The 22,758-nt window shown below is 70.1% G+C and carries 22 protein-coding genes; 6 read left to right on the top strand and 16 right to left on the bottom strand.

The features are described 5' to 3' along the window. Positions 1–9 precede the first annotated feature (9 nt). The 3 genes from mbfA to HLH21_RS11175 form a co-directional block, all read right to left on the bottom strand. A complete protein-coding gene (gene mbfA / locus HLH21_RS11185; protein ID WP_182943844.1) occupies positions 10–969 on the bottom strand; it encodes an iron exporter MbfA in 960 nt (319 codons plus the stop codon). Between the two features lie 115 nt (positions 970–1,084). Next, entirely contained in the window at positions 1,085–2,497 is a 1,413-nt protein-coding gene (locus HLH21_RS11180; RefSeq protein ID WP_182943843.1) for a glutamate--cysteine ligase, read from the bottom strand. A gap of 85 nt (positions 2,498–2,582) precedes the next feature. Next, a complete protein-coding gene (locus tag HLH21_RS11175) occupies positions 2,583–3,350 on the bottom strand; it encodes a 16S rRNA (uracil(1498)-N(3))-methyltransferase (protein WP_182943842.1) in 768 nt (255 codons plus the stop codon). A gap of 151 nt (positions 3,351–3,501) precedes the next feature. On the opposite strand from HLH21_RS11175, the gene ubiA reads away from it, so the two are divergent. Next, positions 3,502–4,419, top strand: coding sequence for a 4-hydroxybenzoate octaprenyltransferase (ubiA, locus tag HLH21_RS11170; protein WP_182943841.1), 918 nt, complete (start codon positions 3,502–3,504; stop codon positions 4,417–4,419). After that, positions 4,416–5,078 (top strand): class I SAM-dependent methyltransferase, encoded by a 663-nt coding sequence (locus HLH21_RS11165; protein ID WP_182943840.1) that lies wholly within the window; start codon positions 4,416–4,418, stop codon positions 5,076–5,078. Before ubiA ends, HLH21_RS11165 begins: the two co-directional genes overlap by 4 nt. A 4-nt stretch (positions 5,079–5,082) precedes the next feature. On the opposite strand, the gene HLH21_RS11160 is transcribed toward HLH21_RS11165, so the two are convergent. From HLH21_RS11160 to HLH21_RS11145, 4 genes are all read right to left on the bottom strand, one after another. Next, positions 5,083–5,580 (bottom strand): hypothetical protein, encoded by a 498-nt coding sequence (locus tag HLH21_RS11160; protein ID WP_182943839.1) that lies wholly within the window; start codon positions 5,578–5,580, stop codon positions 5,083–5,085. A 271-nt stretch (positions 5,581–5,851) separates the two neighbouring features. Next, positions 5,852–7,231: an MFS transporter gene (locus HLH21_RS11155; protein WP_182943838.1), complete on the bottom strand. Its 1,380-nt coding sequence runs from the start codon at positions 7,229–7,231 to the stop codon at positions 5,852–5,854. 5 nt (positions 7,232–7,236) lie between these two features. Further along, a complete protein-coding gene (locus HLH21_RS11150; protein WP_182943837.1) occupies positions 7,237–7,983 on the bottom strand; it encodes a dienelactone hydrolase family protein in 747 nt (248 codons plus the stop codon). Between the two features lie 30 nt (positions 7,984–8,013). After that, positions 8,014–9,426: a sugar porter family MFS transporter gene (locus HLH21_RS11145; protein ID WP_182943836.1), complete on the bottom strand. Its 1,413-nt coding sequence runs from the start codon at positions 9,424–9,426 to the stop codon at positions 8,014–8,016. 246 nt (positions 9,427–9,672) lie between these two features. On the opposite strand from HLH21_RS11145, the gene HLH21_RS11140 reads away from it, so the two are divergent. Further along, positions 9,673–11,016 (top strand): GntT/GntP/DsdX family permease, encoded by a 1,344-nt coding sequence (locus HLH21_RS11140; RefSeq protein WP_182943835.1) that lies wholly within the window; start codon positions 9,673–9,675, stop codon positions 11,014–11,016. Between the two features lie 123 nt (positions 11,017–11,139). Here the strand turns inward: HLH21_RS11140 and der are convergent, their stop codons facing one another. From der to HLH21_RS11105, 7 genes are all read right to left on the bottom strand, one after another. Next, a complete protein-coding gene (der, locus tag HLH21_RS11135; RefSeq protein ID WP_182943834.1) occupies positions 11,140–12,552 on the bottom strand; it encodes a ribosome biogenesis GTPase Der in 1,413 nt (470 codons plus the stop codon). Positions 12,553–12,633: 81 nt separating this feature from the next. Continuing rightward, positions 12,634–14,004 (bottom strand): PQQ-binding-like beta-propeller repeat protein, encoded by a 1,371-nt coding sequence (locus tag HLH21_RS11130; RefSeq protein ID WP_182943833.1) that lies wholly within the window; start codon positions 14,002–14,004, stop codon positions 12,634–12,636. A 29-nt stretch (positions 14,005–14,033) separates the two neighbouring features. Further along, positions 14,034–14,729 (bottom strand): tetratricopeptide repeat protein, encoded by a 696-nt coding sequence (locus HLH21_RS11125; protein ID WP_182943832.1) that lies wholly within the window; start codon positions 14,727–14,729, stop codon positions 14,034–14,036. A 105-nt stretch (positions 14,730–14,834) separates the two neighbouring features. Continuing rightward, a complete protein-coding gene (locus HLH21_RS11120; RefSeq protein ID WP_246379617.1) occupies positions 14,835–15,212 on the bottom strand; it encodes a hypothetical protein in 378 nt (125 codons plus the stop codon). A 111-nt stretch (positions 15,213–15,323) separates the two neighbouring features. After that, positions 15,324–16,643: a dihydroorotase gene (locus HLH21_RS11115; RefSeq protein ID WP_182943830.1), complete on the bottom strand. Its 1,320-nt coding sequence runs from the start codon at positions 16,641–16,643 to the stop codon at positions 15,324–15,326. Between the two features lie 75 nt (positions 16,644–16,718). Then, positions 16,719–17,813 (bottom strand): glycosyltransferase, encoded by a 1,095-nt coding sequence (locus HLH21_RS11110; protein ID WP_182943829.1) that lies wholly within the window; start codon positions 17,811–17,813, stop codon positions 16,719–16,721. After that, positions 17,810–18,745 carry a glycosyltransferase family 9 protein gene (locus HLH21_RS11105; protein ID WP_182943828.1) on the bottom strand — a complete coding sequence of 312 codons (936 nt, stop codon included), beginning with the start codon at positions 18,743–18,745 and terminating at the stop codon, positions 17,810–17,812. The genes HLH21_RS11110 and HLH21_RS11105 overlap by 4 nt, the downstream gene beginning before the upstream one ends. A gap of 126 nt (positions 18,746–18,871) precedes the next feature. On the opposite strand from HLH21_RS11105, the gene ygfZ reads away from it, so the two are divergent. The 3 genes from ygfZ (at position 18,872) to HLH21_RS11090 (ending at position 20,448) form a co-directional block, all read left to right on the top strand. Continuing rightward, the gene (gene ygfZ / locus HLH21_RS11100) at positions 18,872–19,687 is read left to right on the top strand and encodes a CAF17-like 4Fe-4S cluster assembly/insertion protein YgfZ (protein ID WP_182943827.1); all 816 of its coding nucleotides are present in this window, start codon (positions 18,872–18,874) and stop codon (positions 19,685–19,687) included. A gap of 152 nt (positions 19,688–19,839) precedes the next feature. Further along, on the top strand, positions 19,840–20,256 hold the full coding sequence (gene hisI, locus HLH21_RS11095) for a phosphoribosyl-AMP cyclohydrolase (RefSeq protein ID WP_182943826.1): 417 nt from the start codon (positions 19,840–19,842) through the stop codon (positions 20,254–20,256). Positions 20,257–20,280: 24 nt separating this feature from the next. Next, a complete protein-coding gene (locus HLH21_RS11090) occupies positions 20,281–20,448 on the top strand; it encodes a hypothetical protein (RefSeq protein ID WP_182943825.1) in 168 nt (55 codons plus the stop codon). On the opposite strand, the gene lpxB is transcribed toward HLH21_RS11090, so the two are convergent. Then, complete coding sequence (gene lpxB / locus HLH21_RS11085; RefSeq protein WP_182943824.1) at positions 20,445–21,638, bottom strand: lipid-A-disaccharide synthase; 1,194 nt, start codon at positions 21,636–21,638, stop codon at positions 20,445–20,447. The genes HLH21_RS11090 and lpxB overlap by 4 nt on opposite strands. Before the next feature lie 46 nt (positions 21,639–21,684). After that, a complete protein-coding gene (pstS, locus tag HLH21_RS11080) occupies positions 21,685–22,734 on the bottom strand; it encodes a phosphate ABC transporter substrate-binding protein PstS (RefSeq protein ID WP_182943823.1) in 1,050 nt (349 codons plus the stop codon). Positions 22,735–22,758: the final 24 nt, after the last annotated feature.

The following is a 22,758-nucleotide window of genomic DNA, read 5'->3' as shown; positions in this document are numbered from 1 at the left end:
CGGGGTGCCCTACCCCGCCGACCCGATCAGGATGCCGGCGGCGAAGACCAGCGCGCCACCCACGACGATCTGCACGATCGCCGAGCCGAACGGCGTCTCCTGGTAGCGCCATCGCACCCACGAGATCACGAACAATTCCACCACCACCACCAGCATGGCGATCAGCATGGCAACCGAAAAACTGCCGATCAGGAACGGGATGGTATGGCCGATTCCGCCCGCCGTGGTCATCAGCCCGCAGACCAGCCCGCGCAGCAGCGGCGCGCCCCGGCCGGACAGCTTGCCGTCATCCGACAGGGCCTCGGCAAAGCCCATGGAAATCCCGGCGCCGACCGATGCCGCAATCCCGACCAGGAAGGCCTGCCACGCCTGATGCGTCGCGAACGCGGCGGCGAAGACCGGGGCCAGGGTCGAAACCGACCCATCCATCAACCCGACCAGGCCGGGCTGGATCACCTGCAGGATGAAGCGGCGGCGCGCGCCTTCGTCCTCGTCCTCGCGCTTGCTGGCCGGCAGGCGGTTGCGTTCGATGACGCCCGCGGCCTGTTCGTGCCGGTCCTCGGCCACCGCCAGGTCACCCAGCAATTTGCGCGTCGCCGCGTCGGTGGTACGCAGCGCCGCCTGGCGATAGAACCGCGCGGCATCCGCTTCCATCTGCCGGGCATGGCCGCGCACGGCGTCGATCCCCAGCCGTTGCACCTGCCAGGCGGGGCGGCGCACCATGAAACCGGCGATGTCCTGCCGCCGGACCAGCGGAATATGGGTGCCGAACCGCCGGACATAGAGGTCGATCAGGGCGCGCCTGTGCTCGTCCTCCTCCTGCGCCATGTCGGTGAAGATGTTGGCGGTATCGGGATAGTTCTCACGAAGGGCATACGCGAAATCGGCATAGATCCGCCCATCCTCCTCCTCGTTCGAAATCGCGAGCGCGAGGATGTCCTGATCGCTCAGGGTCGTGAATTTCCGCATGGCGCCTGTATGCCGAAATCACCCCAGCGACTCAAGACATTTCGATACCGTGAGAATTGTTCGCGTTATCAGCAGCAGAAGATCGAAATCCCCGCCTTACCGCGCGGACGCCCCCTCAGATCGCCGCTTCGTCGAAGATCCGGTTCACGTCGCCGTTCCACCGTCCGTGATAGCGTTCCAGCCACCGTCCGGCCTGTGTCGGGCCGCCGGCCGCGATCTCGTGCAGCGGGTCCAGGAAATGGCGTTCGTCCCGTTCGGCCGCGTCGGTCAGCGCGCGCGCGCGCAGCCCCTGCGCGGCGATATCGACCATGCGGCGGGCCAGGTCGCGCGCACTGCCCCCCGCCCACGGGGCGTCCAGCCCCAGGCGGGGCACGGCGGCGCGCAGTTCGGCATACGCCTCCCACGGCTGTTCGCGGACCAGCGCGTCGGCGGCGGCCAGGGCTGCCTCGTCATACAGCAGCCCGACCCACAGGGCCGACTGCGCCATCATCATCTCGGGCGATCCGGCATCCGCGCCGCGCATCTCCAGGAAGCGCTTCAGGCGGACGTCGGTGAAGGCAGTCGTCAGATGATCCTCGAAATCACCCAATGTCGGCGTCAGGCCGTCCAGCCCGTCCTGGCGCTCGCCATTCATCCAGGCCCGGAGCGACCGGCCCGCCACGTCCAGAATGACGCCGTCGCGCACGATGAAATACATCGGCACGTCCAGCAGCCATTCGACATAGGGCTCAAACCCGAAATCCGGGCGGAAGAACGCCGCCGGCATGCCCGAGCGCGCATTGTCAGTATCGGTCCAGACCTGCGCGCGATTGGACTGGAAACCGTTGGGCCGGCCCTCGTAGAACGGCGAATTGGCGAACAGCGCCGTCGCCACCGGCTGCAACGCCAGGGACACCCGCAATTTGCGGAGCATGTCGGCCTCGGACGCGAAATCCAGATTGACCTGCACGGTGCAGGTCCGCTGCATCATGTCCAGGCCCAGCGACCCGACCTTGGGCATGTAGGCCCGCATGATGGCGTAGCGGCTCTTGGGCATCCAGGGCATGTCCGCCCGGCGCGCCGTCGGATGGAAGCCCAGCGGCGCGAACCCGATGCCCAGCGACCGGGAAATCGGGCGGATCGCCTCGAAATGCCGGGCCATCTCATGCGCCGTGTCGTGCAGGCTGGCCAGCGGCGCACCCGACAGTTCGAACTGGCCGGCCGGTTCCAGCGACACCGAATTGCCGCGCTCCGGCCCGATGCCCTTCAGCCCGATCAGGTTCCCCTTGTCATAGATCCCCTCCCATTCTCCGCCGTCGCCCTGGCGGTGCAGGTCGGCCAGGATCTCGGCGATCCCGTCGGGGCTGTAGGCGGGCGGCATCCAGGCCGGACGGCCGGGGCCGGCGGCCTCGGGGCGGACAAAGCCGAATTTCTCATGCTCGGTCCCGATCCGCCAGCGATCGCGCGGCTTGCCCCCCTCCGCCAGCAGGGCGGCCAGTTGGCTCACCGATTCGATGGGGGTGATATCTTGCTCGCCGGGATTCGACATGGGTTTCGGAATAGTCCTCAGAAACAGAAAAGTAACCGATCGGCCGACCGGACGAATACTGGCCGCGCCAGGACCGGACAGACGATCAGCGCGACCCTGCACCAGACGCGCGACGGAAACCAGCCCCCATCAGGGACAGGCCACATGCCACGGCCGTGTCTGCGCGCAGGATGCGCGGACCGAGCGATATCATCGTAACAAACGGCCGCGAACGCAACAGAGCCACCTCGGCGGCGGAAAATCCGCCCTCCGGCCCGACCAGCAGCCCGTCGCCGTCACGGACCCCCTCGACGGAGGCCGCCCCGACTTCCGCCGTCCCGTCCCGCTGCGCGGGCCGCTCGGCGGCGACGAACAGGCGGCGATCCTGCGGCCAGGCCCCCAGGCGATCGGCCAGAAGCAGTGGCTCCTCGACCTCCGGCACGTCCAGGCGCTCGCATTGCTCGGCGGCTTCGACGGCAATGCCGGCAAGGCGCGCGCCGTTCACCCTGTGGGTGTTGGTCCGCTCGGTCAGCACGGGCAGGAAGCGCCTGACCCCCAGTTCGGTGCCCATGCGGATGACCAGGTCGGTGGCATCGCGCTTCAGCGGCGCGAACAGCAGCACCGGGCCGGCGACGGGTTCCGCCGGCCGGGTCCGGCGCCGCACGCGCACCTGCCCGCGATCGCGGCGCAGCGCCTCGATCCCGGCCCGCCATTCGCCGTCACGCGCGTTGAACAGCGCGACCTCGTCCCCCGTCCCCATCCGCAGGACCGTGCCCAGGTAATGCGCGTGCCCCGGCGCCAGTTCCACGACCGCGCCGTCCTGCATCGGCGGCCGCGTCGCGGGGTCCACGAACAGGCGGGGACAATCCTTCATGCCAATCCAAACTCCTGCACCCCACCGCCGGCCGGCGGCGGCCCGATCCCTCTTGACCATGACGAACCATCCGGCCCATCACACCGGGGCCTTAGCAGCCTCGCAGTCCGGCGTCATCATGGCCGGATATTCCCGGCCGGAGACATAGACGTTGAGCGGTTCCCTGCCCCACACCGATATCCGTGCCGAAGGGTGGATCGGCCGACTGCCGCCGGCGATCCGTCCCTACGCTCTGCTTGCGCGGCTGGACCGGCCGATCGGCACCTGGCTTCTGTTCCTGCCGGGCGTGTGGGGCATCCTGCTGGCGAACGGCATCGACGCGCGCGGGCGCGTCCGGCTGATCGTGCTGTTCGGCGTCGGCAGCCTGGTGATGCGGGCCGCGGGATGCGTGGTGAACGACATGTGGGACCGCGACATCGACCAGCGCGTCGCCCGGACGGCGGGGCGGCCGCTGGCCTCGGGCGCTCTGCGGATGCGCCAGGCCGCGGTCTTCCTGCTGGTCCTGCTGACGATCGGGCTGGCGATCCTGCTATGCCTGAATCCGCTGTCGCGCCTGCTGGGCGCGTCGTCGCTGCTGCTGGTCGCGCTGTATCCGCTGGCCAAGCGGGTGACGTGGTGGCCGCAACTGGTCATGGGGTTCACCTTCGGTTTCGGCGCGCCGCTGGGCTACGCCGCCGCCGCCGGCCGGATCGACGCCGCCTGGGTGGCGCTGTATGCCGCCACCATCCTGTGGCAGCTCGGCTTCGATACGATCTACGGCTTCCAGGACATGGAGGACGACGCGCGGATCGGGGTGAAATCGACATCCCGCCTCTGGGCCGGGCAGGCGCGCGGCTTCGTCGGCGCGTGCTACGCCCTGTCGCTGGCGGCACTGCTGGCGGCGGGTGGCCTGGGGGGAATGGGGCCGGGCTTCTGGCCGGCGATGCTGCTGCCGGCGGCGGCGATGGCCTGGCAGGTCGCGCGGCTGGACGTCGCCGATCCCCGGGGGTGCCTGGGCCTGTTCCGCTTCAACCGCGAAACCGGGCTGGCCGTCGCGCTGGCGCTGCTGGCCGGGCTGCTCGGCCGATGAACCCGCGCGCGCCGGCGGAGGCGCGGGCCTTCGTCACGGCGCATACCACCCTGGCCCATGCCCCGCTGGTGCCGGAAATCGCACTGCACCTGGCCACCGAGATCACGCCGGTCTGGCAGGCCAGCGAGGACTGGCTGGCGCAGAACGGCATCGAACCGCCCTTCTGGGCCTTCGCCTGGCCGGGCGGGCAGTTGCTGGCCCGCCACATCCTGGACAACCCCGGACTGGTCGCGGGACGGCGGGTCCTCGATTTCGCGGCGGGGTGCGGCATCGCGGCCATCGCCTGCGCGCAGGCCGGCGCGGCCTCGGTCGAAGCGGCGGAAATCGACCCGCTGGCGGTGGCGGCCATCGCGCTGAACGCCGACGCCAACGGCGTGAACGTCACCGCCACCGGGGCGGACCTCGTGGGGGCAGCCCCCTGCTGGGACCTCATCCTGTGCGGGGATGTCTGTTACGAAAGCCCGATGACGCAGCACATCCTGCCCTGGCTGCGGCGCTGCGCCCGCACGGCCGAGGTCTGGATCGCCGACCCCGGCCGCGCCTACCTGCCACGCGACGGGCTGGATGCGCTGCTGATCCGGGAGATCCCCACCACCATGGAACTGGAAGACCGGACGGTGCGCCGGACGACGCTCTATCGCGTCCGGCCGGCGCCGTGACGGATCAGATCCGCCCGTAGGCGTAGCTGTCGCGGGGCCGGACGCTCAGCCGATAGGCCATCGCCGCCTGTGCCGACGCATCAAGGCTCTCGCCACCCATATGGGGCACCAGCGTGCGGTCGGGCAGCATGTCATAGGTCGCGTACTGCGTGGCGGGCATGCCCAGAAGGTGAATGCGCTTCCACGTCCGGCCATGGGCGGTCACGGTGCTGAGCACCCAGCGATTGTCGACATACCCGCCGGGCGCCCCCTCAAGCTGCGCCATCGGATTCATCTGCGTCACCCGCAGATGGTATATGCCCCCACGCGCGTTGGGCTTGCCGTCGAGGACAAGCTGTACATTGCGCTCGAACCCGCTGACGCCATCCGGCTGGTAGCCGCACCATTGCCCGTACACCGGACCGGTCGGCCCGACGCAGCCCGAAAGCCCCGCCGCCAGGATGCAGGCCCCAAGCAGAGATGTTTCCCGCCTGGTGACAGACAGCACGGCGCCGTTTCGCATGACCGATCCCTCCGCGATTGCAAGGGAGACCCGGCCATCCACACCGGCGACATGACACCGCCTGACCAGCCGGAGCAGGATCGCCGGATGGCTCGCCGCCCCCGCGCCAGATCCGTCCTGCCGGATCAGCCCCTTCACGCGGACAAGATAGCCCGCGATCAGATTTTCGTTACTGAAAACTGTGTAACAAACCCGGCGGGGCAGCCCGGACAACTGCGCGGCCCAAGGCTGGCCTCAATGATCCGTGTCAAATCAGATCATTATATTCCGCTCATGTTACGGGCACGCGCCACCTCAGCAACCGGCTGGCGCTGAGCAGCGCGGACAGGTAGGCGGACACGGCCGCCAGTTCAAGGCAGCGCAGCGTGGGGTCGTGGACGACGAAGCCGAAGGTCAGGGCCACGAACATCGCCCCCATGGTCTGGCCGGACAGCCGCGCCACCGACACCATGCCGCTGGCGCTGCCCGACCGGCCGCGCGGGGCGGAAACCATCATCGCGCGGTTGTTGGGCGGCTGGAAGATTCCAAACCCCATCCCGGCGATGCCGATCCGCCAGGCAATGTCCAGATTGCTGGCGTCCGGCGTCAGGAGGCACAGCAGGACGAACCCCGTCCCGGTCAGGCACAGCCCGATCGACGACAGCACGCCCGCCGGAATCCGGTCCGCCACCCGGCCCACGAAGGGCGCGATCAGCACGATCCCGACCGGCCAGGGCGTAATCAGCAGCCCGGTCGCGACGGCCGAGCGATGCAGCACGGATTCGAGCGTGAAGGGCATCGAGATGATGAAGAAGTTGGAGGCGACGAACGCCCCGAACCCGACCCCGAATGCGACCAGGAAATCCGGCACCGCCAGCAGGTCGATCGGCAGCATCGGGTCCGGCCGTCCCGCCTGGCGGCGGGCCAGTTGCACGAAGGCCCCCACCCCCGCCAGCAGCAGCCATACCGCCAGTGCCGGCCCGGTCCGGTGGACAAGGCTGTCCAGCCCGACGATCAGCCCCCCGAAGGCCACGATATTCAGCACCGCGCTGGTCAGGTCAAAGGGCTGTTCGCTGCGCGGCGTGCGCGGAAGGTAGAACAGCGCGGCCACCATCGCCGCCCCGCCCAGCGGCAGGTTAATCAGGAAGATCCACGGCCAGTTCGCCACCGACAGCACGGCCGAGGCAATGGTCGGCCCCAGCGCGACGCCGGTGGCGACGACGACCCCGTTCAGCGAGATCCCCTTGCCGATCTCGGCATGCGGATAGATGAAGCGGACCAGCGCGATATTGACGCTCATGATGCAGGCGCCGCCGACACCCTGCAACGCCCGCGCCAGCGCCAGTTCCAGCAGCGTGTGCGACATCGCGCACAGCACCGAGGCCACGACGAAGGCCGCCAGCCCGATGCGGCACAGCCGCGCGAACCCCACCCGCGCCCCCAGCGACGCCAGCGGCAACAGGGTGGAAAGGCTGGCCAGCTGATAGGCGTTGATGACCCAGATGGATGCGGACGGGGTTGCATGGATGTCGCGCGCGATCGTCGGCAGCGCGACGTTGGCGATGGCGTAATCCAGGACCGACAGCAGCACCGACAGCGCCACGGCGAACATCGCCATCGCCCGCGCCCCGCCATGCAGCCCTTCGCCCTCGACCAGGACCCGCGCCGCCATGCCGTTCAGCCCGCCCGCAGGGTGCGGCCGAACAGGGCCGCGGTCCAGCCCATCGCCTGCAGGAACAACGCCGGGTCGTAGCGCGGCCCCTCGTCGCGCAGGAAGGCGTGCTGGGCGTTGACCTCGTGCCATTCGTAGCGGACGCCGGCCTGTTCCAGCCCCGCGCGGATCGCCTGGCGGCCGGCGAAGGGCACATGCGGGTCCTGCCGGCCCCAGACCATCATCACCTCGCCGGGGATATCGCCCATCCGGTCCAGGGAATCATCATGCCGCCCCTGCCCCAGCGTGGCCGAATGGATGTCGGTGGCATAGAAGCAGGCCGCCGCCGACACCGCCGGGTTCATCGCGGCGCGGAAGGCCAGATGCCCGCCCAGGCACACCCCCATCGTCCCGATCCGCCCGGTGCAGGACGGATGGGACGCCAGCCACGCCACCGCCGCACGCGCATCGTCGTCATAGGCGGCGACCGGCTTGGCGAATTTCAGGTCGTTGCCCCGGTCGGTCCCGGCCTGGTCATAGGCCAGGACCGTGCCCGCGGGTTCGTACTCATGGTACACCTCGGGCACCGCGACGACATGACCCATCCCGGCCACCATCGCGGCCAGCCGGCGGATCGGCGCGGTGACCTGGTAGATTTCGGAAAACAGGACCACGCCGGCAAAGCGCCCCTCCACCGCCGGGCGCAGCAGGTGCATCCGCATCGGTCCGCCCGCCGTCGGGATGTCGGCGGTCTCGTCGCCGCGGATAATCATGGGTTCAGTCTCCTTTGTCCCGTGCCGGGGTCAGCGGCCCAGGTCGCGCAGCCGGCGCCCGGCCATCAGACGGCTCTCGATCTCCTCCAGGGAGACGCCGCGCGTCTCGGGAACGTAGGCAAGGGTAATCACGATGAACAGGCCGTTCATCGCGGCGAACACCCAGAACGTCCTGGCCTCGCCCAACGTTGCCAGGACCGACAGGAACACGTTGCTGATGAGCCAGTTGGCCGCCCAGTTGGTGAAGGTGGAGCACGCGATGCCGAAATCGCGGCCGCGCAGGGGCTGGATTTCCGAACACAGCGTCCACACCAGCGGCCCGGCGCCGATCGCGAAGCCCGCCACGAACAGCAGCAGCGCACCCACCATCCCCATCTCGTGCGACGTGGATTCGCCGCCGACCGCCACCAGCCCGCCGGCCGCCAGCATGGCGAAGGTCATGATCGCGCAACTGAGGATCAGCAGCGGACGGCGGCCCCACCGGTCGATGAACGCGATGGCGAAGCCCGTCGCCGCCATGTTGATGAGGCCGATCAGCGCCGTCGCCCACGTCGCCGCCGACACGCCGAACTGCGCCGCCTGGAAGATCTTGGGCGCGTAATACATCAGCACGTTGATGCCCGTCAGCTGCTGCATGACCTGCAACACCACGCCCAGCAGCACCGACCGGCGGAAATTCGCATCCGTGCGGAACAGCGCGAAGCCCTCCCCGCCCGGCTTACGCAGTTCCTGGGCGATGTCGCGGATTTCGGCGTCCGCCTCGGCGGGGTCGGCGCGCAGGTGGCGCATCACCTGGCTGGCGCGGCTTCTCTCGCCCCGCATCATCAGCCAGCGCGGGCTGTCCGGCAGGAACAGGCAGCCGGCGCAGAACAACGCCGCCGGAACCGCCATCAGGCCCAGCATCCAGCGCCAGTGCCCCCCATAGGACAGCAGGCTGTCGGTCATGTAGGCCAGGAAAATGCCCAGCGTGACCATCAGCTGGTAGAACGAGACCATCGCCCCGCGCACCGCCTCCAGCGTCACTTCGGAAATATACAGCGGGGCCGCGAAGGCCGCGATGCCCACCGCAAGCCCCAGCATGATCCGGCCAGCGATCAGCATGCCGATGGACTGCGCCAGCGCACAGACCAGCGCGCCGGCCAGGAACAGCAGCGACGCCCCCAGCAGCGCGCGGCGGCGGCCGAACCGGAACGAGATGCGGCCCGCACCCACCGACCCCAGCGCGGCGGCGGCCATCATGGACGACACGATCCATTCCTGCGTGCGTGCCGAGGCATGGAATTCGTCGCCGATGAAGCCCAGCGCGCCGGCGATGACGCCGGTATCCAGCCCGAACATCAGCCCCGCCATGGCCGCGAGCAGTCCAACGACGACGGCCCGCGCCGCCGCCGGCGATCCGCCGACGTCGGGCGCTGCCTGTGCCGATATCTGGTCTGGTGACATGTGACGGGTTCCTCCCCCTGATTTCTTCTTGCGTTGTGGCACCGGAACCACGGACACCAGCGGCCCTTATGAAACGAAATTCCACCATCTGACCAGACGCATCCTGCCCCGGACAACGGGACGGGCGGAAAATAATGGCCGGGCCGGGAACCATGGCGCATGGCGTGGATGTGACTGGGCGAGGCATTGACAACCGATTTCGTCCCCGCAGTGATGCACGTTCACATTTCTGCAGACTGTGGTTCCATGTCCTCACTCTTTGCCGTTTCTCTCGCGACGGCGTCCATCGTGGCCGTCGTGCTTCTGATCGGGCGCTACAAGCTCAATCCCTTCATCGTCCTGTTCACCGTGTCGCTGCTGCTGGCGCTGTGTGCCGGCATGCCGCCCCAGAAAGCCGTCGCGTCCTTCGAGGCCGGGGCCGGGCATGTGCTGGGCCACATCGCCACCGTGATCGCGCTGGGCACCATGCTGGGCAAGATGCTGGCCGAATCCGGCGGTGCGGACCAGATCGCCCTGACAATCACCCGCCTGGCGGGCAAGGGCCGGATAAGCTGGGCCATGATGGTCATCGGGCTGCTGGTCGGCCTGCCCGTGTTCTTCGAAGTCGGGTTCGTCCTGCTGATCCCGCTGGTCTTCACGCTGGCGCGCCGGACCTCCACGCCGATGCTACTGCTGGCCCTGCCGATGGGCGCCGCCCTGTCGGTCACCCATGGGATGATCCCGCCGCATCCCGCCACCCTGCTGGCGCTGTCAGCCTATCACGCCGATACCGGCCGGACGATCTTCTGGGGCGTCATCATCGGCACGCCGATCGCGGCCCTGGCCGGCCCGGTCTATGCGAAATTCATCACCCCGCACGTGCATCTGGAAGGCGCCGCCAGCCTGGCCGAACAATTTTCGAACAAGGACGTTCCCACCAGCATGCCGCCCTTCAGCATCACCGTGCTGACGATCCTGTCGCCGGTGATCCTGATGCTGATCGGTTCGGTCGCCGACATGGTATCGTCCCCCGGCGGCACACTGAACACCACCCTGCATTTCATCGGCAATACCGATATCGCCCTGCTGCTGGCGACGATCATGTCCTTCTACGTGCTGGGCCTGGCGCGCGGCTTCTCGCGCGAGACGATCCTGCGCTACACCACCGAATGCCTGGGTCCGACGGCGCTGATTATGCTGCTGGTCGGCGCGGGCGGCGGCTTCGGCCGCGAACTGGTCGACAGCGGCGTGTCCAAGGCGATCACCGACCTGGCGCTGGGCGCGCATGTGCCGCTGCTGGTGCTGGCCTGGCTGCTGGCGGTGGTGGTGCGCGTCGCCGCCGGGTCGGCCACGGTGGCGATGAGCACGGCTTCGGGCATCGTCGGCCCCATCCTGCTGCAAAGCCACGGCACGTCGCCGGAACTGATGGTGCTGGTGACGGGCGCGGGCTCGGTCGCCCTGGGCCCGATGAACGACGCCGGCTTCTGGCAGATCAAGGAATATCTGGGCCTCACCGTCGGGCAGACGATCAAGACCTGGTCGGTGATCGAAACCCTGATCGCCGTGCTGGGCCTGGCGTTCTGCCTGCTGCTCTCGATCTTCGTCCACTGACGCGCGCCGTGTCCGGGCGTGGCGGCCCGGACACGAAGACATGGACAAAAACGACCGGGTTTCCAAAGGGCTATGCCCTTTGGCGGGTTTCAGGGCAGCGCCCTGAGGCAGCCCGCCCCAGGGTCATTCCTTCTCGGCGAACGGGTTGCGCGTGCCGCGCAGCAACAGACGGATCGGCGTTCCCGGCAGGTCGAAGGTCTCGCGCAGGCCGTTGACCAGATAGCGCTGGTAATCCTCGGGCAGCAACTCGGCACGGGTGCCGAACAGGATGAAGGTCGGCGGCCTGGCCTTGGCCTGCGTCATGTAGCGCAGCTTCAGCCGCCGTCCGCCGACCAGCGGCGGGCTGTGCCGTTCCAGCATCGTCTCGAACCAGCGGTTCAGCGCGCCGGTCGGCACGCGCCGGTTCCACACGTCATGGGCGCGGCGCACCACCGGCAGCAGCTTCTGCACCCCCGCCCCGGTCAGGGCCGAGAACGAGACGACGGGAATGCCCCGCATCTGCGCCAGCGACGTCTCGATCCGGTCGGAAATCGCCTGCCGCGTCGCGATCCGGTCCTCGACCGCGTCCCATTTGTTCAGGGCCAGCACGCAGCACCGCCCCTCGCGCTCGATCAGGCGGGCGATCTGCAGATCCTGTTCATGCACGCCCAGCGTCGCGTCCAGCGTCAGCACGACGACTTCCGCCATCTTCAGCGCCTCGATCGAGGCGGACACCGACATCTTCTCCAGCGAGGCATCGTCGATGCGCGCCTTGCGGCGCAGGCCCGCGGTATCGACCAGTTGGATCGGCCCCTGGGCGTCATGCAGCATGACGGTGACGGAATCGCGGGTCAGGCCGGGTTCGGGGCCGGTAATCATCCGCTCCTCGCCCAGCAGACGGTTCAGCAGGGTCGATTTGCCGGCGTTCGGCCGGCCGACGATGGCCAGGCGCAGCGGGCCGGCCGGACGCTCGTCCTCCTCGCCCTCCACGTCGCCGGCCTCGTCCCCCGACGGGGCCGCCTCGGCCTCCGGCGGCAGGCGGTCGGCGATTTCGCCCATCAGGTCGGACAGGCCCTCGCCATGCTCGGCCGAGATCGCCAGCGGCGTGCCCAGGCCCAGCGCATAGGCCTCCATCGCCGCGGCGGCGCCCTGCCGCCCTTCCGACTTATTGGCGATCAGCAGCACCGGCCGCCCCTGACGGCGCAGCCAGACCGCGAAATGCGAATCAGCCGGGGTGATGCCGGCGCGCGCGTCGATGCAGAACAGCACCAGGTCCGCCTGCGCCACCGCCGATTCCGACGACGCGCGCATCCGGCCGTACAACGTGTCCGGCGCGGCTTCCTCCAGCCCCGCCGTATCGACCAGGCGGACAGTACGGCCGCGCAACTGGGCTTCGGCCTCCTTGCGGTCGCGGGTGACGCCGGGCGTGTCGGCAACCAGCGCCTGCCGTCGCCCGACAAGGCGGTTGAACAGCGTCGATTTGCCGACATTGGGGCGTCCGGCGATGACGACCACCGGCAACGCGCCTCCGGTCAGGGCGGGGGGAAGCTTGGCCAATTTGAGACTGAATCCTTGATAAGCCGCGACAGGGGCGCACGACGGGGTAAAGCTGGTCGGGCGCCCCCTTTAAAGCAGTCGCTAGCTATATGCTATCATCTGACCGTCATCGGTCACGATCAACATGCGGCCATCGACCACGATCGGCGCCACTGTCGCGACACCCGGCAGCTTGCCGATCGACAGGATCTCGCCCTTGATCGGGTCCACGGTCACGACCCCGTTCTCCGGCAGGGTGCTGATGCACACCAGCTTGCCGTCCGCCAGGATGGGCCCGGTCCATGTCACCGCGTCCTTCTGGGCATCCACCCGGCGGAAGCGGCGAAGCTGCGTGATCCAGCGCACATGCCCGCTCAACCGGTCGATGCAGGCCAGTTGCTGGTCCAGCGACAGGACGAACAGCCAGGTGCCGATCACGAGCAGCGTATTCTGCCCCGCGATCGCCCGTTCCCACAGGCGCCGCCCGGACCGCAGGTCCATCGCCACCAAAATCGCGCCGGCGCTGACCGCATAGACGGTGCCGTCGACGACCACCGGCATGCCCCGCACGCAGGAAAAATCGACGGTCGATTCCTGGCCGTTCGTGCTGCCCAGCGTGTCGCTCCAGACCACCTCGCCGCTTTCGGCGCGCAGCGCCACAAGGTCGCCCGACCCGAAGCCGGCCACCACCACGCCATCCACCACCGCAGGGGCGGGCTGGCCGAAGATGACGGTATCCGCCGGCGTGGCGGTGTAGGTCCATAATACCTTGCCGGTCGCCGCCTCCACCGCGAACAGCCGTTCGTCGATGGTGCCGAAGAACAGCCGTCCCTCGACGATCGTCGGCGCCGACCGGCCGGGGGTGCCGGTATCGATCCGCCATTTCACCTGGCCGGTCGCCACGTCCACGGCCAGGGTCTGCGCCACGCCATCGACGACATAAAGCGTGTCGCCCGCAACGCTGAAGCCGCCGCCCAGATTGCTGGACTTCATCTTCTTCGGCTTGGGGACGAACTGCCACAGCCGGCGCATGCCGGGCCACGAGAAGGCCCGGATCACGCCCTGGGCGTCGCTGACGAAGATCCGACCGTCGGCCACGATCGGCGTCGCCTGCAACACGCCGCGCCCGTTCGAGCCCAGCGCCGCGAAGGCCAGGAAATCGGGCTCGGAAATGCCCGCGCCGATGCTGTGCGACCACTCGCGCCGCATCGCCCCGCCCCACGCCATGTTGACGCCCTCGTGGCTGGGCACGCGTCCCGGCTGCGGCCACGCGGTAATGGCGGTGGCGGGCGGAATGGAAATCGGGGTATGGTCCTCGGGATCGACCATCAGGCCCGCGCCGGTGCTCAGCACGTTGACGCGCTTGCCGGCCAGGATCGGCTTCTCGTCATCCTCGAACAGGCTGCATCCGGCCAGCATCGGCAGCGTCGCGGCCCCGAGCAGCGCATGCCGGCGGGTCAGAACTTTGTTCATGTCTATCCTGATCTTCACGGGTTGGGGCCTTACAGGCCGGCGCCATTCATTGTCTGCAGCAGGCCGCCGGCGCGAGCGCGCAGCCCCTCGGGCGCATCGGACGAGGCACTGATCTGGGCAAAACGGCGTCGCGCGTCGGCATCATGGCCCTGGCGCAGGTCCAGCAGGGCCTCGCATTCCACCGCCAGGGCCCGCCACGGCTTGCCCGCGCCGTCCAGCGTCGCCAGGCGCGAGCGCAGGGTGGCGGGGTCGCCGGCGTCGATCTGGTGCTGGACCCACAGCAGGTCGGCCAGCCCGCGCAACAGCGGATCGGCGCCGTCGTCGGCCTGCACCTGGTCCCACAGGCCCAGCGCCGCCTTGACGTCGCCGCTGGACGCCAGCAGCGACGCCCGTTCCAGCCGCGCCATCGTCCGCAGCCCTACCGGGGCCGAGCCCTGGTCCAGCGTCGCCAGGCGCGTCAGCGCGTCCTTCTGCTGCGGGGTCAGGGGGGCTGTCTCGCCCGGCGTGATGCTGCTGCTGCCGGCGGCGCGCAGGGCCGCGAAATAGGTCGCCGCCCATGCCCGGTCGGCCTGCCGCGCCCGCCACGCATGGTATTGCCAGCCGCCGACACCCGCGCAGATCACCGCCACCACGGCCACCGCCGCCACCACGTATCGCCGCGCCAGCGCCCGCAGCCGCTCCGCGCGCAAATCCTCGTCGACTTCCCTGAAGATGTCGTCAGCCACGTCCAACCCGTTCCCCGCATACGTCGCGCACGGGCCGCCGCCCGTCCGTCCAAGGCGGGACCATAGCCGCGTCGGCGCACGCGGGCAACAAACCCGCGTGATCCATCAATGGCTGTAGCGCGCGGCCCCGGCCTTCAACTGCGCCGTCAGGCGGGAGAAATTGTCGGCGATGCGCCGATGCACCCCCACGCTGGCGTCATGGACGCGGCCGATGCGGGTCCGCGCCTCGGCGCTGATGGCGCTTTCCTCGCGGCTGGCGGCGGCGGCGACGCAGCCATTGTAGGTGCGGGCCGCCTTTTCATAGGCCGTCACGCTGTCGATGCTGGCGTTGTACCGCGCCACGGTCGACGAATCGACCGTGGGCGCCACGGGCTCCCGCCCGCAGGCGGGGGCGGACCACCCGGCCTCGGCCGCCCGGGCCGCGCCCACTCCGCACAAGGACACCGCACAGACGACCAGCAGGCCCGATACACATGCACGCAAGGGACGTCTTCCTTCCTGCTCCCGCGTCATGGGCGGGACGATTTGACCAATCCCAACCGCTTACAGGCCGAACATGACGAAATCAGGGCGCGAAGCGGGCCAGCCGGCCCGTCAAGGCGCAAAGCGGGCCAAGCGGCCCGACGGCGTGCCCAGGATCGTATCCTCGCGCATCACCGCGCGGCCCCGCACGATCGTCGCCATCGGCCAGCCCGTGACCGCCATGCCGTCGAACGGCGTCCAGCCCGCCGGCGTCGCGATCCAGTCGTTGGTGATGCGCCGCCGCGCCTTCATGTCCACCAGGGTGAAATCGGCGTCGTACCCCATCGCGATCCGCCCCTTGGCCTGCAGGCCATAGACCCGGGCCGGCCCCGCGGCCATCAGGTCCACCATCCGGCCCAGCGACAGCCGGCCGGCATTGACATGGTCCAGCATGACCGGGACCAGCGTCTGCACGCCGGTCAGGCCCGCCGGAGTGGCGGGCCACGGCCGGGCCTTGGCCTCCAGCGAATGGGGCGCGTGATCCGAGCCGATGGTGTCCACCGTGCCGTTGCGTACGGCCTCCCAGCTCGCCTCGTAGTGGCGGCGGTCGCGGATGGGCGGGTTCATGACCGCAAGCGCGCCCAGGGTCTCGTAACACTCGGGGGCCACCTGCGTCAGGTGGTTGACCAGCACCTCGACCGTCGCGATGTCGCGGCAATCGGGCAGCCAGGCCAGTTCCTCGGCTGTCGAGGTGTGCAGGATATGGATCGGCCGGCCGGTCCGCCGGGCCAGCGCCACGATCCGCCGGGTGCCCAGGAAGGCGCATTCCTCGTCGCGCCAGACGCGGTGCATGTCATAGGGCATGCCCGGCGTGAACATCGCCTTGCGCGCCTGCAGGCGATATTCGTCCTCCGAGTGGAAGGCGACGCGGCGGTGGCCATGCTCCAGCACGCGGCGAATGCCCTCGTCATCCTCGATCATCAGGTCGCCGGTCGATGAACCGGCGAAGACCTTGATCGCGCAGACGCCGTCAAAGCGTTCGTACTCACCCAGATGCGGCGTGTTCGCCCGCGTGGCGCCCACATACATCGCAAGATCGACCCAGCTTTCGCGCGAGGCGTATTCCTGCTTCCAGCGCAGCATCTCGGCGTCGGTGATGGCGGGCGCGGTGTTGGGCATGTCGAACACCGTCGTCACCCCGCCCAGGGCGGCGGCGCGGGTGCCGGTCGGAATGCTTTCGACGCTGGCGTCACCCGGATCGCGCAGATGCACATGCGGATCGATCAGGCCCGGCAGAACATGCAGGCCGGCCGCGTCCACAACCTCGTCCGCGTCGTCGGCGACGCCGGCGGTCAGGCTGGCGATGCGGCCATCGCGGACGCCGATGTCGGTCCGGGCCTCGCCCCACGGCAGGACGCAGGTGCCGTTGCGGATAATCAGGTCGTAATGCATCAGTCCCTCGCAGCCTGTCGTTCCCCAGCGACGTACTCCCGCAGGCAGGCCTACGGCAAGGCCCGATCCCCCGCCTTACAGCAGCGACAGCAACCGCGCCTCCAGCCGGCATGACTGGACAGGCGCGCAGAATGACCCCCGCGCCGTCGTCTCGGCGGCCCGCGCCATGGCGTCGCGCGCACCGGGCGCCAGCATGGCCAGCATCGCATCCGCCAGCGCGGCGGGCGCCCCGGCCGGAACCACGAGTCCCGCCCCCGCGCGCCCCACCGCGCCCTCCAGCCCCGACTGGTCCGAGGCAATGACCGGCACCCCGCGCGCCATGGCCTCGATCGCGACGCTGGGCAGGCCCTCGCGGTCGCCACCGGGCGGCACCACGCTGGGGACCAGCAGCGCGATCGCCCGATCCATCTGCGCCCCCAGCTCCGCCGCCCCCAGCCAGCCGGCAAAGCGCACATTCGCCAGCCCCGCCGCATGGTCGCGCATCGCCGGCAACAGGGGCCCGTCCCCCGCCAGCACCACGTGGGGGGTGATCCCGCGATCCGCCAGCACCCGCAGCGCGTCGATCAGGACCCGCACCCCCTTCTTGTCCACGAAGCGTCCGGCGAAGACAAAGCGGTCGGCCGGGCCGGCAGCACGGGCGGCGGGCTCCGCCCCGATGGGAATGACCTCCAGCAGGCCGGCCGGCACCCCACGTTCCAGCAACCGCTCACGCACGCCCTCGGACACGCAGACGAACAGCGCGGCATAGGATTGCAACGCACGCCAGCGCCTGCGGAACACCGACGGCGGAAAGCCGCGCGCGTAATGGCGGTCCTTGAACGCGTCGCCCCCATGGAAGGTCACCACCAGCGGCACGCCCAACGCACGGGCAATCGGCAAGGCCAGCGCGCCGCCCCGCCCGAACTGGGCATGCACCAGCACGGGCGACAGGTCGGCGATGTCCCGGGTCGCGCCCCAGCCGAATTGCTTGAACGCCGCCTGACGCAGCGGCCGCCCGATCCCGCTGCCGCCCAGAAACCGCATCTCGCCCGGCAGGTCGGGCGCCGGAGCGTCCCGCCGGCATCCGACCCAGCAGGGCCGCAACGTCCGGAACCCCATATACTGCCGCCGCATGAAGGCGTGTTCCGAGGGCGGCAGCAGACGGTCGCGATAGACCAGGACGGTTTTCATGCGACCACCGACAGCCCGCCATCCGGAACCGCCCCGGCATCGTCCAGCAACCCGATCGCCGCATCCACCACCGCCGCGACCTCCAGCCCCGCGATGGGGGCCTCTCCCTCCGGCCCCGGCGCCGCGACCCCACGGGCACAGCGGCCGACCGGGCCGTATTCGGATATCCGGCTGGGCCCGAACAGCCCCAGCGTCGGCGTCCCGACCGCCGCCGACAGGTGCATCAGGCCCGAATCATTGCCGATAAATCCCTGGCAGCGCGCCAGCAGCGCCGCCACCTGCGGCAAGGTGAAATGCCCCCCCGCGTCCACGGCGTCCGGCAGGGCGGCCAGCACGGCGGACGCCATCGCGCGCTCGGCCTCGCCGGGGCCATACAGGATGACCGGGCGCAACGGGCCGCGCTGGGCCTGCATCATCCGGGCCAGCGCCACGAAACGGTCGGCCGGCCAGATCTTTCCCGCCCAGTTCGCCGTCGGCGCCAATGCCAGCCAGCGTATGCCGTCGGGCAGGATCGCCCGCGCCTGCGCGCGATCGGCCGGCGCGGTCCACATCACCGGCAGGGGTGGCGGCGACAGGCCCAGCACCCCGCCCAGATGCGTGATGCGCGCGCCCTGCCGCCGCCCCCCCCGCATGATCGCCCGCCGCCGCGCGGGCAGGAACAGCGTGACCGCCGAACCCCGCAGGTCCACGCACAGGTCCCACCGCGTGCCCACGCAGTCGCGCCACAGGGACAGCCAGTGCAGGTCATACCGGCGCTTGGTCACGACGATCGTCCGCTCGCGCCGGGGCATGGCGTCGAACAGCGCCGCCGCCACCGGCCCGCAGGCAATGGTGAAGCGGGCCTGCGGATAGCGCGCCAGCAGGACATCCAGCAATCCGGTGGACAGGACCGCGTCACCCAGCCGCGTGGAGGTAATGAACAGAATACGCATGCCCCGTGAAGCTAGCCCATCGCGCGGCCGGGTGGAATCGCCGACCCGCCATGATCGCCCCGCGACCCTTGCCGTGGTTTTCCCCCTTGTCACCAGGGACGCGCGCGCTCAGAATCGGAAATTGCCATGACACATCTCACATCCCTGCCGGACCGGACCGTGCTGGCCGTCTCCGGCGCCGACCGGGTTTCCTTCCTTCAGGGGCTGGTGTCGAACGACGTGACCGCCGTCGCCGCCGGCCGGGCGGTCTGGGCCGCCTTCCTGACGCCGCAGGGCCGCTGGCTGGCCGATTTCTTCATCTTCGCCGATCCGGGCGGCGAGCGGCTGCTGCTGGAATGCGAGGCCGCGCAGGCCGACATGCTGCGCCAGCGCCTGTCGCGCTATCGCCTGCGGTCGGACGTCACGATCGCCGAGACCGGCTTCGCCGTCCATGCCGCCTGGGACGCCGTCCCGTCGATGATCGATTCCGCGATCGGCGCCCCCGATCCCCGCCTGGCCGAGGCCGGATGGCGGCTGCTGCTGCCGCACCGGGCGCCTGGCGCGGCGGACCCCGCGGCCTACGACGCCCACCGGCTGTCCCTGGGCCTGCCCGACGGATCGCGCGATTGCGAGTCCGGCAAGACTCTGCTGCTGGAAGCGAATTTCGAAGCCCTGAACGGCATTTCCTGGACCAAGGGCTGCTACATGGGCCAGGAGCTGACGGCGCGGACGCGCTATCGCGGGCTGGTCAAGCGCAAGCTGCTGCCCGTCACGTCGGCGGCCCTGCCGGCGCCGGGGACTCCCATCCTGCACGAGGGACGCGAGGCCGGCACCATGGCCTCGTCCCGCGACGGGCGGGGGCTGGCGATGCTGCGGCTGGACCAGATCCACGCGGACCTGCAGGTCGAGGGCCACCCCATCCACGTCCACGTCCCGTCCTGGCTGACCCTGCCGGAATCCTGACACAGCCGGTGGGAAGGTCGGGCTCTGGCCTTTGCCGGTCGGCCTGATCCCCCCGAGGCGTGCCGGCGAAACGGCGACGACTGGACATTCATCGCCTCATGGTTTCTTGTCCCGCCCATCCGTCACCGCCCGATGCAGGACCGCCGGCCGCCATGACCTATCTTCCGCCCGACGAGGCCACCCGCGCCCGCATGCTCGACACCGTTCGCTTCGACGCGGCCGGACTGATCGCCGCCGTGGCGCAGCAGCACGACACGGGCGAAATCCTGATGCTGGCGTGGATGAATCGCGCGGCCCTGGACGAAACGCTGCGTACCGGGCGCGTCTGCTATTTCTCGCGCAGCCGCGACGCCCTGTGGCGCAAGGGCGAGACGTCCGGACAGGTGCAGAGCCTGGTTGACGCCCGCCTGGACTGCGACCGCGACGCGGTGGTGCTGCTGGTCGACCAGCAGGGCGTCGCCTGCCACACCGGACGCCGCTCGTGCTTCTTCAACGCCATGCGCCCCGAGGGCCTGGTCGAGACCAGCGCCCCCCTGGTGTCCCCCGACAGTCTGTACGGGCAGGGCTGACCCGCCCGCCGCCGAGGAGCCATCATGTCCACCCCCGACACCCCGTCCGCCGGCAAGATCGTCTGGATTGTCCTGACCGTGGTCATGACGATCGGCGTTGGCGTCTATGCCATCAAGAGCGAATTCGATTCGATCCGCGCCCTCCGGAATGCCCCGGCGGCGGCGCCCGCGACCGGGTCCCCGACGCCCTAGCCAGCCGTCGGCGGTGGTGTCCGCTGATCCAGCATGGCCAGGATGTCCGCCGCCGCGGCGGCGGCCGGGTCGCCCGCCGGGGCGGCCAGCGCCGCGACCACGGCGTGAAAGCCCGCCCGTTGCAGGGCGGCGGCGCGCCCGTCGGTCAGCAGGCGGCGCACCGTCGCGGCCAGCAGGTCCGGGCGGCAGCGTTCCTGCAGCAGTTCGGGCACCAGCCGATGGCCGGCCAGCAGATTGACCATCGCCACATAGGGCACGCGGATCAGCCGCCGCGCCATCGCCGCCGTCAGCGGGTTGACCCGGTAGGTCACCGCCATGGGCACCCCGGCCAGCGCCAGTTCCAGGGTCGATGTCCCCGATTTGGTCAGCGCCGCCCCGGCCGCCGCGAAGGCGTCGTGCTTGTCGTCCGCCTCGGTCACGATCACCGGCTGGACCGGCCAGCCGGCCACCCCGCGCCGCACGGTGTCGGCCACGACCGGAGACACCGGGACGACGGGGACGATCCCCGGACAGGTGTCGCGCAGAATCCGCATCGTCGCGCCGAACACCGGCAGCAGACGAGGCGCCTCCGACCGGCGGCTGCCGGGCATCAGGATCAGCACAGGCGCGTCGGGCGCGATGCCATGCCGCGCGCGAAACGCCGCACCGTCCCCGCGATCGGCGCCGGATTGCAGCACCGGATGGCCGACGAAGCGCGCCTCCAGCCCATGGCGGCCGAAAAATTCGGGTTCGAACGGCAGCAGGCACAGCAGCCGGTCCCACAGGCCGGGGAATTCCCGCACCCGGTGCTCGCGCCAGGCCCACACCTGCGGGGCCACGTAATGGATGCGTGGAATGTCCAACCCCGCGATCCGGCGCAGCAGCCGCAGGGCAAAGCCCGGACTGTCGATGGTGACCACCGCGTCCGGCATGGTGCGGCGGATATGCTCCACCGCCTGGTCCAGGCGGCGCGACAGATGGCGCAGGCGCGGCAGGATTTCGACCAGCCCCATGACCGCCAGATCGCGCAGGGGGAACAGGCTGGCCAGCCCCTCGCCTTCCATGCGCGTGCCGCCCACGCCGGCAAACCGCAGGGCCGGATCGCGGGCGCGCAACGCCGCCATCAGGCGCGCGCCCAGCACGTCGCCGCTGGCCTCGCCCGCCAGGATCCAGATCGTGCGCGGCGCGGCGCCGGTATCATCTTGGGTCATGGGATGGGCCTAACGTTCTTCCACCGCCGGCGCAAACCCGCCCCCGTCATGTCGGGGGCGCGACACCGCGAATGACGGACCAGCCGTGCCGGATGTCGGCCTTCACCGCATCCGGCAGCGGCACGTACTGCAAGGCCCGCGCGGCCGCGTCGCCGTTGCGGAAGGCCCAGTCGAAGAAGCGCAGCACCGCGCCCGCCCGCGCCGGATCGGCCGGGTCGACCGGCACCAGCACGTAGGTCGCGGACATGATGGGCCAGGCCCCGGCCCCCGGCGCATCCAGCAGATCCACCGTGAAGGTCGCCGTGTCGGACCAGTCCGCCGACCGCGCGGCCGCCGCGAAGCCATCGGCGCCGGCGGCGACGAAATCGCCGTTGCGGTCACGCAGCAGCACCATGCTCATCCCGTTCCGCGCGGCGAAGGCATATTCGACATAGCCGATCGCCCCTTCGGTATTACGCACGGCGGCGGCGACGCCGTCATTGCCGCGCGCGCCCTCGCCCGTCGGCCAGGCGACCGAGGTCGCGGCCCCCTGGTCCCGCTTCCAGGCCGGCGACATCCGCGACAGGTACGAGGTGAACACGAAGGTCGTGCCCGACCCGTCGGCCCGGCGCACCGGGGCCACCGGAATGTCGGGCAGCGTCAGGCCCGGATTGACGGCGGCGATGCGCGGATCGTTCCATTCGGTGATGTCGCCGGCATACAGCGCCGCCAGCAACGGCCCCGTCAGGCGCACCTGTCCGGCACCAAGCCCCGGCAGGTTCACCACCGGCACCACCGCGCCCATCACGGTGGGAAACTGCATCAGGCGGCCGGCACGCAGGCGCTCGGCATTCATCGGCGCATCCGACGCCCCGAAATCGACCGTCCGCGCCAGCACCTGGTTCTGCCCGGCGCCGGAGCCGATGGACTGGTAGTTCAGGGCGATGCCGGTCGCCTGCTTCGCATCCCTGGCCCACGCGCCATAGATCGGCGCGCCGAAGCTGGACCCCGCGCCGACGATGTCCGCCGCCCGCGCCCGCCCGGCGCCCACCACGCCGCACGTCGCCGCCACACAGATCGCCGCCACGCGGACCGCCCGCCTGAACGTCCCGGTCATCCCCGTCCCCTTTCTCCCGGCCCG

Source organism: Gluconacetobacter johannae (assembly GCF_014174305.1).
Classification (GTDB): domain Bacteria; phylum Pseudomonadota; class Alphaproteobacteria; order Acetobacterales; family Acetobacteraceae; genus Gluconacetobacter; species Gluconacetobacter johannae.
Note: the sequence above shows the minus strand (reverse complement) of the source record. Positions and strands in the feature narration are given on the sequence as shown.